The 13,930-nt window shown below is 40.3% G+C and carries 18 protein-coding genes and 2 tRNA genes; 10 read left to right on the forward strand and 10 right to left on the reverse strand.

What is annotated here, in order from left to right:
* Nucleotides 1-5 precede the first annotated feature (5 nt).
* The gene (locus QXR92_05525) at nucleotides 6-512 is read left to right on the forward strand and encodes a hypothetical protein (GenBank protein ID MEM0319460.1); all 507 of its coding nucleotides are present in this window, start codon (nucleotides 6-8) and stop codon (nucleotides 510-512) included.
* Here the strand turns inward: QXR92_05525 and QXR92_05530 are convergent.
* From QXR92_05530 to QXR92_05570, 9 genes are all read right to left on the reverse strand, one after another.
* Complete coding sequence (locus QXR92_05530; protein MEM0319461.1) at nucleotides 509-907, reverse strand: HAD family hydrolase; 399 nt, start codon at nucleotides 905-907, stop codon at nucleotides 509-511. The genes QXR92_05525 and QXR92_05530 overlap by 4 nt on opposite strands.
* Entirely contained in the window at nucleotides 907-1,488 is a 582-nt protein-coding gene (locus QXR92_05535; protein ID MEM0319462.1) for a DUF429 domain-containing protein, read from the reverse strand. Before QXR92_05535 ends, QXR92_05530 begins: the two co-directional genes overlap by 1 nt.
* Nucleotides 1,463-2,842, reverse strand: a complete 1,380-nt coding sequence (serS, locus tag QXR92_05540; GenBank protein ID MEM0319463.1) for a serine--tRNA ligase — start codon at nucleotides 2,840-2,842, stop codon at nucleotides 1,463-1,465. The genes QXR92_05535 and serS overlap by 26 nt, the downstream gene beginning before the upstream one ends.
* 181 nt (nucleotides 2,843-3,023) lie before the next feature.
* Nucleotides 3,024-3,629: a hypothetical protein gene (locus QXR92_05545; GenBank protein MEM0319464.1), complete on the reverse strand. Its 606-nt coding sequence runs from the start codon at nucleotides 3,627-3,629 to the stop codon at nucleotides 3,024-3,026.
* Nucleotides 3,626-4,540: an ArsA family ATPase gene (locus QXR92_05550; protein MEM0319465.1), complete on the reverse strand. Its 915-nt coding sequence runs from the start codon at nucleotides 4,538-4,540 to the stop codon at nucleotides 3,626-3,628. Before QXR92_05550 ends, QXR92_05545 begins: the two co-directional genes overlap by 4 nt.
* Nucleotides 4,541-4,544: 4 nt before the next feature.
* Nucleotides 4,545-4,736 (reverse strand): hypothetical protein, encoded by a 192-nt coding sequence (locus tag QXR92_05555; protein MEM0319466.1) that lies wholly within the window; start codon nucleotides 4,734-4,736, stop codon nucleotides 4,545-4,547.
* Between the two features lie 82 nt (nucleotides 4,737-4,818).
* Entirely contained in the window at nucleotides 4,819-6,576 is a 1,758-nt protein-coding gene (locus QXR92_05560) for a carbon starvation protein A (GenBank protein ID MEM0319467.1), read from the reverse strand.
* Nucleotides 6,573-6,818 carry a hypothetical protein gene (locus QXR92_05565; GenBank protein ID MEM0319468.1) on the reverse strand — a complete coding sequence of 82 codons (246 nt, stop codon included), beginning with the start codon at nucleotides 6,816-6,818 and terminating at the stop codon, nucleotides 6,573-6,575. The genes QXR92_05560 and QXR92_05565 overlap by 4 nt, the downstream gene beginning before the upstream one ends.
* 220 nt (nucleotides 6,819-7,038) lie before the next feature.
* A tRNA-Thr gene (locus QXR92_05570) sits at nucleotides 7,039-7,113 on the reverse strand.
* 102 nt (nucleotides 7,114-7,215) lie between these two features.
* Here QXR92_05570 and QXR92_05575 point away from each other — a divergent pair.
* Nucleotides 7,216-8,007, forward strand: a complete 792-nt coding sequence (locus tag QXR92_05575; GenBank protein ID MEM0319469.1) for an SDR family oxidoreductase — start codon at nucleotides 7,216-7,218, stop codon at nucleotides 8,005-8,007.
* A gap of 234 nt (nucleotides 8,008-8,241) precedes the next feature.
* On the forward strand, nucleotides 8,242-8,529 hold the full coding sequence (locus tag QXR92_05580; protein MEM0319470.1) for a transcriptional regulator: 288 nt from the start codon (nucleotides 8,242-8,244) through the stop codon (nucleotides 8,527-8,529).
* Nucleotides 8,530-8,561: 32 nt separating this feature from the next.
* Here the strand turns inward: QXR92_05580 and QXR92_05585 are convergent.
* Nucleotides 8,562-8,673: transfer RNA gene (locus tag QXR92_05585), tRNA-Thr, on the reverse strand.
* Nucleotides 8,674-8,755: 82 nt separating this feature from the next.
* On the opposite strand from QXR92_05585, the gene QXR92_05590 reads away from it, so the two are divergent.
* From QXR92_05590 to QXR92_05620, 7 genes are all read left to right on the forward strand, one after another.
* Nucleotides 8,756-9,016 carry an Lrp/AsnC family transcriptional regulator gene (locus QXR92_05590; GenBank protein MEM0319471.1) on the forward strand — a complete coding sequence of 87 codons (261 nt, stop codon included), beginning with the start codon at nucleotides 8,756-8,758 and terminating at the stop codon, nucleotides 9,014-9,016.
* Nucleotides 9,017-9,115: 99 nt separating this feature from the next.
* The gene (thiM, locus tag QXR92_05595; GenBank protein MEM0319472.1) at nucleotides 9,116-9,925 is read left to right on the forward strand and encodes a hydroxyethylthiazole kinase; all 810 of its coding nucleotides are present in this window, start codon (nucleotides 9,116-9,118) and stop codon (nucleotides 9,923-9,925) included.
* Nucleotides 9,926-10,113: 188 nt separating this feature from the next.
* Nucleotides 10,114-10,410 carry a hypothetical protein gene (locus tag QXR92_05600; protein MEM0319473.1) on the forward strand — a complete coding sequence of 99 codons (297 nt, stop codon included), beginning with the start codon at nucleotides 10,114-10,116 and terminating at the stop codon, nucleotides 10,408-10,410.
* A 119-nt stretch (nucleotides 10,411-10,529) separates the two neighbouring features.
* Nucleotides 10,530-11,786: a C/D box methylation guide ribonucleoprotein complex aNOP56 subunit gene (locus QXR92_05605; GenBank protein ID MEM0319474.1), complete on the forward strand. Its 1,257-nt coding sequence runs from the start codon at nucleotides 10,530-10,532 to the stop codon at nucleotides 11,784-11,786.
* A 2-nt stretch (nucleotides 11,787-11,788) separates the two neighbouring features.
* Complete coding sequence (locus QXR92_05610; GenBank protein MEM0319475.1) at nucleotides 11,789-12,493, forward strand: fibrillarin-like rRNA/tRNA 2'-O-methyltransferase; 705 nt, start codon at nucleotides 11,789-11,791, stop codon at nucleotides 12,491-12,493.
* 15 nt (nucleotides 12,494-12,508) lie between these two features.
* Complete coding sequence (locus QXR92_05615; GenBank protein ID MEM0319476.1) at nucleotides 12,509-12,937, forward strand: DUF61 family protein; 429 nt, start codon at nucleotides 12,509-12,511, stop codon at nucleotides 12,935-12,937.
* A 5-nt stretch (nucleotides 12,938-12,942) separates the two neighbouring features.
* The gene (locus tag QXR92_05620; protein ID MEM0319477.1) at nucleotides 12,943-13,908 is read left to right on the forward strand and encodes a helix-turn-helix domain-containing protein; all 966 of its coding nucleotides are present in this window, start codon (nucleotides 12,943-12,945) and stop codon (nucleotides 13,906-13,908) included.
* Nucleotides 13,909-13,930: the final 22 nt, after the last annotated feature.

The following is a 13,930-nucleotide window of genomic DNA, read 5'->3' on the forward strand; positions in this document are numbered from 1 at the left end:
AGAACATGGTAAGGAAAACGCTGAAGGAATTCACGGATGTGAAAAGTGAGGAAGATGAATGCTGCCGCGAAGTTCTGAAAAAGCTTGAAGAAATTGAGCAAAGTATCTTTGCAATTGAGAAAAGACTAGAAGGATTGGAAGGAACTATAAAGGAAATGAAATCACCATTTTCCTCTAAAATTACTGATGAAATGGATGAAGCTCTAAAGCTACTTAAAGAAAGGGGGTTCGTGAGAGAGAGCGTCGACTTAGCTAAAACAAAGCAGGGCAGAAGGATAAGCGAGAGGCTCAGAGCTCTTGGAGCAATCGAGCTAAAGGGAAGCAGTGAGACGTATCTGATTCATCCAAGGAAATTCGAAGAGCTCTTGAAGCAGATAGAGAGCATCGATGAGAGCGATCCAATTTTGGCGTCGGAAAAAATGAAAGAGCTAAGGGATCTTTTCCTAGAGATGCAGAGAACTGGAGTAATATATTTCGATGCTAAGGAGAGAAGATGGAAACTCATATCCTAGAAAGGAGAAGGATTTCCCTCTACATACACGAATAGCCTTGTGCCCTTAAAGAGGGGATCTTTCTTAAGAGACCAGAGTAATAATTCATCATCGTCGTGAACTTCACAAATATGCTCTTCCTCTGCCAGATTTCTCAGAGTCCTTAGCTTCCAACTTCTTGGATCCTCATCTTCTGTTCTGAAAATGAACTGATAAACATCACCTGGACTGAGACCTCTGCTTTTCAGTTCATCCATGATTCTTCTTCTCTCCTTGAGAGGCCTCCCAGTTATTACAACTATTTTTCCTTTCTTCGCTCTCTCCTTGAGCAATAGCATTCCCTGAACAGGATCCTTTTCTTTTTCTTTCCCTAGAAGAACCCCATCCACATCAAATATATAGAGGCACTCATCCATCATAGCAACACCGGCAAAACAAAAACATCTTTCCCATCGCTCGAAACAATTTCAATAACCTTTCCAAATAGCAGCATGATTCCCACAATGCAGCAAGCAGCTGCATCTGCATAGTCCTTGCTCAGCTTAAGGGTCAATATCTTCTCCGCCATTTCTCTTGCATCGTGAAACCCCATAGCTCTGGCTGCACTTCTGGGATGAGTTTCAACAACTATTGCATCTTTTCGTAATTTTTTCATTACTTTGGAAATTTCGATCCCCCTCTTTGCCAGTTCCCTAATGCTTGGAAACGATACAGGAAGAACTTTTCCTCCAATCATGGTAACCAGCCTATCTAGATCTCTATATTTCTTCTCAACTGATAAGGGAGCGTCAATAACCACGATTATTCTATACCTTTTGGACTTTGCAATTGAATATTGAATTATATCATCGTTGCTCATTGCCTTTCTAAAAATGAACTTCCTCCCTCCCCAATGATATATGCATAAATAAGTTTCTCTACGAAGTGAGAGATCTATTCCAACTATTACGGCTCTTTCTCCCCAATTTGCTTTATTTCTCTTTCGGCCTGAGCTCATCCACAGGCGCCTTCTCAATAGGTTCCAAGTACTTTCTCAGGACCTTTGGTATTATCACTCTCCCATCTGCTTCCTGGAAGTTCTCAAGGATGGCAGTTATTGCCCTTGATGTTGGTATTCCCGTACCATTAAGCGTATGGAGATACTCTCTCCTTCCATCAGCAGCTCTTAGATACGTCAAATTAGCCCTGAAGGCTTGCCAGTCCAGCACTTGGCTAATACTTGCTATTTCCCTGTACTTTCCCTGAGATGGATACCAGACTTCAATATCATATTTCTTTGCAGCTGGAAGCCCAAGTTCACCACTCACAACATTCACAACCCTATAGGGAAGTTCGAGTCCTCTCAATATTTCCTCAGTATTTTCAACCATTTCATCCAGATGCTTCCAGCTGTTTTCTGGATGGGCAAATATGAATTGCTCTATCTTGTGAAACTGATGAACTCTGAATATCCCCTTTATATCTCTATTTCCAGCTCCTGCCTCTTTTCTGAAGCAAGGGCTCCAACCAACAAGCTTTAAAGGAAGCTCCTGTTCCTTCAGAGGATTTTCAAAGGCGAGGGCCATGAGAGGATGCTCTGCAGTTCCTATCAGGTTAAGATCTTCTCCCTCAATCTTATATATCATATCCTTGAATGAGGAATAGTCAATTGCTCCCTCAAGCACCTCGGTTCTAAGCATGTATGGAGGAATAACGGGAGTGAAGCCCTTTCTTGTAAGCAAATCAAGAGCATACATGCTTATAGCGAAATCCAGCCAAACTATATCCCCAATAAGATAATAGAATCTGGATCCAGCAACCTTTGCTGCCTGAAGAGTATCCCCCATCTTCAGAACTTTTTCTAGCATATCTGCATGTCCTACTATTTTCCTATTCTCAATTAATTCATACTCAATTTCAAAACCCCACCTTTTTGTCTGATTTAAGAATTCCTCTAGGCTTTCTCTCATAACTTTTGGCTTTCCCCAGAACCTAACAGGCACATTTTCTTCATCGGAAAAACCTACTGGAACATCATCTGCTAATATATTGGGGAGTTTCTTCATTGTCTCCATCCACTTGCTCTCTATCTCTGCCAGCTCTCTTTCCTTCATGGCAACTTTTTCCTCAATACTTTTGGCCCTCTGCAAAAGATCCTTTCTTGTACTTTCATCTTTGCTCTTGGAGATCTCCCTGCTGAGGAGATTATGCTCTTTCCTTAATTGCTCTATTTCTTTCATGAATTCTCTTCGCTTACTATCTATATCGATAGCTTCATGAACTATTGAAACATCCATTCCTCTTTTTCTGACCATTTCCATGTATTTTTCCGGAGAGCTTCTTATTACTTCTATTACTGTCCATCTGGGCATTGGAATGCACCTCTTCCTATGAATAATAGATGAGCATTTTTTGCTGAAATTTCATTTTTAATGCGAGCACTTATCATTGCTATGCACGCTCACATTCATGGAGCTCACTTGAACGGTATTCCTAATAAGCTTTTTAGCAAGGTTAAAAATAGCTGATCGAAGTACTTTAAATCAGTTTACTTTATGGTTTAGAGATCACGAATTTTGCTGCTTCTCTCAAAATGCTATCGAGATCGTTGAGAACGCTTATAGATGAGGATTTGAATTCAACAAATAGTATTTTATTCTCATAGCTTATTCGTAAAAAGTCCTTCTGATTCCTCAGAAATCCCAGCATATTGAAAAGCTTTCCAGCATCTTTCCCGCACATCGTGAAGTTCTTTCCCGCATATCTAATTTTTTCTCCCTCCTTACAGAACTTCTTTTTTCTCTCTATTGTGCTTGGCTTCAAATCCAAGTTCTCCACATACTCCACTTTAAGAATAAGCTTATCGTATCTCGAAGTAATTTTGGAAATCGGATAGTAGACCAGAGAGTGCCTGGGCAAGAGGAGGAGAACGGCTTCTGCTCTCTTTATTCCATCTCTATCCAGCCTATAAAGTGCTCGGAACCCGAGAGAAGTTCCCAGCAAAGTGTATATCTTATCTTTAGGCTTTAGCATTTTCTCTAGTCCTTCACTTATCTCCTTCATTTTCCTAACGTTCCTATTGTGCTCTCTAAAGAAAACAATCGGCATGAGAATGGCCAAAATTACTATGATAGCAAGAAGTACATATTCTATGTTCATTCTATCACCTTCACTTCTCTCAAGAGGTGAAGTAATCTCTCCTTACCAATAATATTCGAGCTATCATGAGACGGAATCAAGACTATTGGGATACCTTGATATTGACTTCTAATTCTCTCTAAAACATCTCTGTCTCTGCTTTCATTATACTTGTTTAGCACGATTCCGATAATTTTCACCATTTTCTTTTTTAGCTCTACAATTAATCTTTCCATATCCAAAAGAGGTAACCTTTCAGGAATTGTCACTACAAAAACTCCAAACTCTTTTGAGTCTCTCAGCAAATTTATTTTTGTGGAGACTTCTTCCCTCATTTTCAATAGCTCATACAATATTTTATCGTCAATCTCTACTTTTTTTCCCATCTTTATAGAGTCGATGGACTCCTTCAACCCAACTATTTTGGCTCTAAGCTCAATGAGCTTCTGTAACCACATTTCCTGGATCCACGGAAAGCTCAAAATCCTTAGGGTAGGTCCCGTTGGTGGAGTATCCACAATTGTAACCACATCTTCCTTGAAATAGGAAAACAAGTGCTCAGCAACTGCCTCCTCCTCAATCCCAGGTGCATACTTCAAAACATCAAAGAACTTCTCCAGATTCAACGCACTGGTTGCTTTGTAAGTTCTTTTGAGAAACTCGCTTTCCTTTCTTAAGTAATTTTCAACCAGAATATCCATATTCAACTCGGCAGCTCTTAAATTATCGAGAATTTTCCTTTCTTCGTGACTGAGCTCTGTCTCAAGAACGTCTCCCAAGTGATGAGAGGGATCTATTGAAACAACACGAACATCTTTTTCATATGGTGCTATTGCAAGGGAAAGAAGGGCAGAAAATGTTGTTTTTCCCACACCCCCCTTTCCTGTTACCAATATTACCCTGCTCAAGCCCTCCTTCGAGCTCAGCAGCAAAATCTCAAGCCTCCATATTCAGTATACCGAACAAATCTCCAAACTCATCATCCAGGCGATTTGCCTTCGCTATCATGTGTTTTATATCTTCATTCAGCAGTGGGATCAATCTGATTGTTATTGAAGCAGGAACAGGAAGACCCACGAAGCTTCCAATAGCAATAACGGAAAAAATATTCACAAGCTCTGAATACATTCCTTCTAGAGAGGAGATCGCTTGTTGTCCTGAATAAATTCTAAAAAAACTAACTAAAGAGGAAAAAAAGAGCTTAATTTTTTTAAGCAGTAGCATTTTTATTTTTCCTCCTTTTTGCAGCAACATTTAGGAATTCTGCCATCAGCATTAGGTCGAGAGCTACTAGTATAATCACTATAACAGTCAGAGCTAATCCCATGTACATCGTTGACATATTGCCAGCAGCTAATCCCTTTGTGAAAGTTGGATATGCTACATTCAGCAGATACCAAACTAAAGCCGTTGTCACAGTTCCCCAGAGGAAGAATGCTGGTATGAATATTGCTAGTGCTACCTTCATAGGCTTTTTCAATACGTAAAAGACCCACGAGGATGTAGTAATTAGAGCAAGAGCAGCTAATAGCTGGTTTGCTCCCGAGAAAGCTGGCCAAACATATGAGATCGATCCTGTATATGCGAGGCTACCCCCTATTGCCAGTGGAATCAGAGATGCTATATATCGATTGTTCAATATAGAATGCAGCGTCGGTGTTCTATTTCTAAGAGGCTCAATGATCTCCATCCATGTGAACCTTGCTAATCTATTAGCGGTATCAAGCACAGCGAAATCAAAAGTTGCAAACCATAGACCAGCAAATATTGCTCCGTATATTATGTCAATACCGAAGGCATTGTGAACAACAATTCCGTATCCTTGGGTGAATGCTCCTAGAGTATTAGCAACAACAAACGTGAATGGATTTTTATCAACTCCAGCTGGCCAAGATGTTGTTGACGAGAGCATTTGAAAACTTTGGGGAAGAGTGCTGGCAACGGAAAAAGCGACTACCAGAGCTACTAGACCCTCAGTGAACATCCCCCCATATCCTATCATGAGGGCATCGAGTTCGCTGCTCAACTGTCTTGCTGTGGTTCCAGAAGCTACTAAACTATGGAAACCTGAGAGAGCTCCACATGCTATAACGAGGACAATTACAGGCCATACTGGAGATGGCTTGTATCCTACAAGAGGTTGAGTTAGTGATGTTACTGCAGGTATTTGTATACTAGCCATTGATACAATCAATGCAACGGCTCCAATTATTATCCCTCCCCACATTATGTATACGTTCAGGAAGTCCCTCGGTTGCAGCAGATACCAAAGTGGAAGCCACCCAGCTAGCCATCCAAATATAAGCAGGAGAGTTACCCATACATTGTAGTTTGTAATGACCAACGGAATGTGGTATCCAACGTAAATAGCTCCAATAATTAGCAGAAGTCCTACTGCAACAGCATAGGGCAGGGGAAAGTTCAGCTTATAAATTAGCACTCCAACAATTATGGCTATTGGCATGAAAAGCATAATCGCTGTAGCAACCTGAGGCCTAGTCATAAAAACATTAACATCAAAGATGACGAAAGCAGCAATAATAAGAATTAACGAGAACAGCATAAACCAAAGGAATATGTACTTAACTCTGTCTGAGAGAACCTTTCCAGCAACAGTTCCTATGGTCTTAGATTCATATCTAATCGAGGACATCAAAGCAAGATAGTCATGAACAGCTCCTATAACTGCATTAGCAAGAAGGATCCACAGGAAAGCCGGCAACCATCCCCAAGCCATTGCCATAGTGGGTCCCGCAATGGGCCCAGTTCCTGCTATTGCTCCTACATGATGTCCGTAGAGCACATATTTGTTGGCAGGAACGTAATCAATACCATCAAAAAGCCTATGAGCAGGTGTTATGTTTTTGTCGTCAGCATTTACTACTCTTTTTTGTAGAAAACGACCATACGTAAAATAAAAAGCAATATACCAAACAACAGCTACCAATAAAAGAAGCAAGACATTCATTTTTGCTCCCCTTCCTTAGCTCCAAGTGCCTCTTTCCTCACTCTTGAAAGTACTTCCTTTGGAACCTCACCGAGCCAATATCCTGGGCCTGCTATGAGCAAATAAGTTCCAACAATGAAGGTTAGAGAGTCCTCCCCAAAAATTCCTCTCGGATTGTGGGTCAATCCTATGTAGAGGCCATGAAGGAGAAGCACTGCCCCCAGAAAAGTCATTATCATTCCTAGTATATTCTTCAATCCCAAACAGCACTTCACCCCCTATTTTTCAAGTTAAGATAAAATATTATTAAAAAAATTTAAATATATAAAGTTATCTCAAATTTTTTAATAATATTTCAAATAAAATTCTATCATTATATACCTAATATACCTATAATTTTTATTCTAATTTTTATTTTTAACCTAATTTAGAAAATCATTTAGGGTTTAAATTTTCAGTATAAGAAAAATATTTTAATAAGAAAGCCGCGGCCGGGATTTGAACCCGGGACCTCTGCCTTACCAGGGCAGCGCTCCACCAGGGCTGAGCTACCGCGGCACTTTCGGTTATGAATTTCTTTGCTTCCTAATTATCTTTTCGTTGTTAATTTAATAAGTCATAATAACCTATCATCTATTTTGTGAGAAAGGTGGGAACAGAATGTCAAACTTCAATATAAACGGCACAAGAGTTCTCGTTACAGCTTCGACAAGAGGGATAGGCTTTGGGATTTCAAAGGTACTATTGGAAAATGGAGCTAGAGTTGTTATAAACGGAAGAACAAAAGAAGGGGTTTCCAAGGCACTTGATAGATTGCCAGAAACACACAGGAGCAGAGCGATTGGAGTAGTAGCTGATATAACAAAGAAGGAAGAAATCAGTAGGCTCGTTAGAGAAACTGCTCAGAACTTAGATGGACTTGATTCATTAGTTTACGTCACAGGACCTCCAAGGCCGGGATACTTCAGCGATCTAAGCTATGAAGACTGGGAAGAGGGGATAAAGCTACTTGTTACTTCGGCAATTTTCTTGGCAAGGGAGACTATACCATATCTGAAAAAATCAAGTAATCCCTCCATGGTATTTTTAAGCAGTATAGCAGTGAAGGAACCCATACCCAACATTGCCCTTTCAAACGTTCTGAGGATAACTGTTCATGGTCTTGTGAAGACCCTATCCAGAGAGCTTGCTCAATATGGGATAAGGGTCAATGCTGTCCTTCCAGGTCACATAGAAACGGAAAGATCTATTCAACTTGCAGCCGATAGAGCCAGGAGAGAGGGAAGAAAAATAGATGAAGTTCTAGCTGAAATGAGCAAGGAAATTCCGCTCGGTAGGCTAGGAAGACCAGAGGAAGTAGGCTATGCAGTAGCATTTTTGATAAGCCCCTTTGCCTCCTACATAACAGGTGCCTTCATCCCAGTAGATGGAGGAATTCTGAGATCACTTTAAGTTATTTTTTCCTGTGAGATAGATCAAACATAAGTTAATTTTCCTGGCAAAGCGGTTTATTGATCTAATAGAATAAGTTCTCAAAAATTTTTGAAATATTTTTTCACATATTCATTTTATTGCGAGAACCATTTTTCTTTTAGCTTGAAAATTTAAATTCACTAGCGTTAGAATACTATATGGAGAAAAAAATAATAATATCTATACTGATTGTCCATAAGGAGGTAAAAATTGATGGTTAGAGACAAAGCAATTGGTATATCATTGCTTGCCATTTCTGCCCTAGTTATAGTTCTTTATGCATACCTTGTATTCCTTACCACTTATGACATTTTACTTCTAAAATTGACAGGATTTCTTGCTATTGCTGGAATATTTGGAATTCTCGCTTGGATCGGATATACCCTAGCTACAACTCCACCTCCAAAGCCAATTGAAGAGATAGAGAAGGAAATAGAGAATGAGCTCAAAAAGCTCGATGAAGAAAGCAAGAAGGAAGAGCAGGAGAAAGGGCAATCATAAAATAATTCAGCATGTTCTCTAAAATAAAGAGAAGCCGCCGGCGGGGATCGAACCCGCGGCCCCCGGCTTTCTCTGGCGACCTCCTTTCTATTTTACTACTTCACCGTACGAGGCCGGTGCTCTACCGGGCTGAGCTACGGCGGCAGACAGATCAATTAATTCCTCTTTTCTCTTAGAGAATCAAAAAAATTATAAAGCTTTGCTTAGAACAAAGAGCTGGAGCAAGATGATCGAGATGGCTCCCCTGACTGCCTTCATATTAATAAACACAAAAATCGGAAAGGAGGATATAGTCTCTCAGGAAATAAATGAACTTATTAAGAATTCACATGATCTCAAGGAAGGAAAGGCTTATTCTTTATTTGGAGAATATGACCTAATTGTTGTTATAAGTGCTGAGAGAATAGAATCAGTAGAGAAGTTCGTCTCAGCTCTGAGAAAGATGGAGAATGTAACTAGAACTACTACGCTTGTTTCAAGCACATAATAAAAATAACTTAGCACTCAGATTAATCAACGATTTTCAGATATTAATACTAATAATTTATTTATATTATTCTTGATTAATTGATTATAGGTGATTTTAATGAGCTGGGTAGGCGAATCTCTCGAGAAGCTCAGAGAAAAGAGGCCTCTCGTTCACAACATAACAAATTACGTTGTAATGAATACTACAGCAAATGCGCTTCTAGCAATAGGGGCTTCTCCCATAATGGCCCATTCTCCGGAGGAGCTCAATGATATAGTTTCCATGGCCGATGCTATAGTTATCAATATTGGAACACTTGATGAAAGATGGATCTACTCTATGCTCAAGGCAGCTAGAATAGCTAGCGAGAACAAGAAGCCTGTAATTCTAGATCCAGTTGGAGCAGGTGCCACAAAGCTTAGAACAGAAATATCTCTTATGCTGCTAAGCAGCGGAAATATCAGCGTTGTGAAGGGCAACTATGGAGAAATCCTTTCACTTCTCGGAGAAATGGGAAAGACCAAGGGAGTAGATTCAGCTGCTTATGTACCTGAAAGAGCAAAGAGCATAGTGAAGGAAGTAGCAGAAAAGTACAATGTTGTTGCTGGAATAACGGGGCCCATAGATTTTGTAAGTGATGGGAAGGAAGTCTATTCAATACAAAATGAGATAACCAAGGTAAGAAATGTTATCGACAGAGTTACAGGCTTAGGATGCATGGTTTCCGCCATTATTGGTGCTTTCCTTGCAGTTGACACTCCTCTGAGAGCAACGATTGGAGGGATGGCAGCATTCAAGGCTGCATCTACTTTGGCAGCCACGGAAACCCAGCTGCCAGGAAGCTTCCACATAAAGCTATATGATTGGTTATTTAAGATTGACGGAGAATCCATAAATAATACAGTCAAAATAAACAAAATTCTCTAGCTTTTACCAAACCGAAAGCCTCTCCTTTAGGACAGGAGGAAGTCAGAAGGATCTTTTCCCCAGATATGAAAATTTCAAAAATCCTATTATCATGAAATCAAAGAATTTAATCCTAATACCTTCCAAGCTGCGAGAAAGATTTTCTTTATATATGAAAAAAGGCTGAAAAATCATTAAGGATGATTAATTTGCCAGAGCTAATAAGAATAGAGGGAGTCTCGGTCAAACCTCTGCCAGGTAAGCCTGGAAGCTATACAGTAAGAGTTTTTATAAAGAATGTTGGCGATGAAATCTCAGAAATAAATAGTGTGTACGTTTTCAATATATATGGAAACGTTTATTGCGCGGACATTTTTCAACTAAAGCTCTCACCGGGAGAAGTTAACTCAATTACGCTAGAATGCGAGCTGGAGAAGATGGCTCAATATTTTGTGAAAGCTTCTACTAAGAAAGGCTACGAATCTCTCTATTCAATATCTCTTTGAAATAAAAGAGAACTCATATTAATATATCGCTTTATTTCAGATCATCTGATAAGTAAAAATAAAGATATTGAAGGTTTTAATAGGCTAGTTTGAGAAAAAATTAGGGAGTGATCATTAAAATGAAAATTTACCTAATACAACATGCTATTGGAACATTTGCTGTCAAAGAGGACGGCTCTCTTGCTGATTATGAGCATGAGGCAAAGGACATCGATGAAAACGTAGAACAGCTCCTCAAATACGAAGCAGGACAGCCAACGAGCAGCATGATCAGGCTCATTGAGCGAATGAATAGGAGCGATGAGATACTTGTAGAGATAGAGGGAATTGCTAGGGCACTTAGCACGAGCTATCAGGGTCTTCAGATATATGTAAGGCCGCATGAGGAGATTTTCAGAAAATTCAGACAAAGCATTGAAGAAATAGCCGTTCAAACAGGATACTTTAAAACGAAGGAAGAATATAGAAGCTTCATGCACCTTCTATCAATGGAGTATACTAGGAGGAAGCTTAGAAAGGCTGCACAGAAAAGAGATCAACTAGCAGCACAGGCGATAAGAGCAATTGATGATTTGGATAAGACTTACAATCTATACGTCATCAGGTTGAGAGAGTGGTACAGCGTTCATTTCCCTGAGCTCGATAGTCTAATTCCAAATCATGAGCAATACGTGAAGCTAGTCATGGAGCTAGGTCACAGGGAGAACTTCACGGGCGAGAACCTTTTAAGATTGGGCATATCGCAGGACAAGGTTGAAAAAATAGAGAGTGCAGCAAAAGAAAGCATTGGAGCTGATCTCAGTGACTTTGACATAAAACCAGTTCAAACGCTAGCTAGAATGGCTTGGGATATATATACGCTGAGGCAAGAGCTTGCCGATTACATAGATGGAGTTATGAAGGAAGTTGCTCCAAATATAACTGCTTTGGTAGGAAGCCTCCTAGGAGCCAGACTTATAAGTTTAGCAGGAAGCCTTGAATCCCTAGCCAGGCTTCCAGCTAGCACCATACAGGTTCTAGGGGCAGAGAAGGCGCTTTTCAGATCGCTGAAAACGGGAACAAAACCGCCTAAGCACGGAATCATTTTCCAATATCCTGAAATCCACAAGGCGCCAAGGTGGCAGAGAGGTAAAATGGCTAGAACTCTAGCAGCTAAGCTAGCAATAGCAGCCAAGGTCGATGCGTTCACAGGAAGATGGATCGGAGATAAGCTTGTTGAAGATCTCACGCGGAGAATAGAGGAGATAAAAAAGCTCTACGCTAAACCCCCACTCAGAGCAGCAGCCCCCCAAAAGGAAGCAGTCAGGCCTCATAGGAAGGAGGAAAGGAGAGGAAAAGGAGGAAAGGAAAGGAAAAAGAAATTTGGAGGTAGATGAAAATGAGCGAACCAGTAAAAATTAGAGAGCTCGAGATCAATAGGAGAATATATGAAATAGAGTTCGACGATGGCTCGAGAAAGCTATCAACGATGAACCTTGTTCCTGGAAAAAGGGTCTATGGCGAAAGACTCTATAGGATAGCGGGTGTAGAGTACAGGGAGTGGATCCCATATAGAAGCAAGCTAGCAGGGGCAATATTGAAAGGTCTCTCAGCCGTTCCAATAGAAGAAGGCAGCAAGGTTCTCTACTTGGGAGCTGCTGCAGGAACGACACCGAGCCATGTTAGCGATATAGTTGGAAACAACGGGATAGTGTATTCTGTCGAATTTGCCCCAAGAGTAATGAGAGAGTTTCTTCTTGTGGCGAAGGATCGAAGGAATCTAGTGCCAATCCTAGCAGATGCTAGATTACCCTCAACTTACTCTCACATCGTTGATCTATGTGATGTCATTTACGCTGATGTGGCTCAACCAGAACAGGCATCTCTTGTCATAGAGAATGCCAAATGGTTCTTGAAGGATGGAGGGCACGTTTTCCTTGCTATAAAAGCGAGGAGCATTGATGTCACGAAGGAACCTACAGAAGTGTTTAAGCGTGAGATATCCACTCTTGAAAAGGGAGGATTTGAGACGATAAGCGTCGTTCATCTAGACCCATATGATAAGGATCACGCTATGGTTCTCGCTAAATACAAGGGAAAGTAGGTGCAGGATCTGTAGATGGAAGGAATACATGACAGCAATGCAATAGCTAAAATAGAAATGAAAGTATTGGAGGATCTGAAAAGGATAAATGATGATGTTGTTGAGTACATAACATTAGAAAATGCTAATAATAAGGACATGGAAATAGCATTGAAGTCTGGGGAAAAAATAATACTCAGATGCGAAGACATTGAAAAACTGAAGAGAAAAATACCAGGTCATCTCAGGTCCAAATTGAAGCTTCCAATTGAGATAAATATAATAATCAGCGAAGAGCAGATCATGTATAGAATTAATGGAGATCTATGGCAGATTAGGATGGTGAATTACATAAGGAACGAGAAGCTAATGTGGAAACCATCCGAAGAAATCAATGCGGAATATCTCTCAGACCTTATCACTAACTATCCCTCGCTGATCAGGTTAAAGCTGGTGATGAGGTGATAAAAATGAAGCTGAGCGAAGAAATATCTGCTAGACTACTCAGAGATATCTTCGAGGAAGTTCATAATGAGCTGAAAAAGTCAAATTTTAGATATGTAAAGATCGAAAGGCCCGAGAGATCGGATAAAAGGAGCATCGACATAATAGCATGGTCTCAGAACGATAACAAAAAGAGGATACACCTAAAAATAACTGTGGATAGTGCTCAGATCAGCGGGGATGAGTTGAGAGATCTCAAGGCAATGAGCAGAGCCTCGAGCTCTAAGCCTCTTATCATAGGAGAGTTTGAGAGGAAAATCGATCTGCATGATGAAGTAATATACATGAAAGACGATGTTCCAGTGATAAATCCAACAACTCTCAGCAGGTTACTGGAAAAATCAAAAGATTTGTACATAATATCAAGGAGAGGCGAATTCGTAGTGAAGATAAAGGGAGAAAAGCTTAGGAAGAAGAGAGAAGAATTGGGTTACAGCCTGGGTGAAGTCGCAGAAAGATTGGGAGTTTCCAGAAAAGCAATATACGAGTACGAGAGGAATACGTTTGGAGTTAGAATTGATTATGCGGAAGATCTTCTTGATATGTTTGGTGAGGACATAGCAGAGCCATTCGACATATTCTCACATGAGCCCAAAATTGTTCCATCTCAGGAGAAAGTGGAGAGCAGAGTTGAAAGGGAAATAGCTGAAGTTTTGAGAAGCTTGGGAGCAGATATCTATAGTACTAAGAAAACATTTTTTGATTTAGCGGCAAAGGTTGGAAGCAAGGGACTCTTGATAGGCTATGAGAGAGCCTCATCTCCACTTAGCATAAGAGAAAAAGCAGAGGAGCTTGCCAAAATCAGCGAGTTTGATGATATAATGGGGATCATTGTCCTTAGAGAGGGAAGCGAGAAAATGAGGGAGCTGAGCGAAGGAGAAGTGAAATATGTTGAGGAGAGAAGAATTGGGAGTATAAAGGAACTCATATGAAGAATGTGAATTTCAGGCTCTA

It is taken from the genome of Fervidicoccaceae archaeon (assembly GCA_038734945.1).
Classification (GTDB): Archaea; Thermoproteota; Thermoprotei_A; order Sulfolobales; family Fervidicoccaceae; genus ARK-14.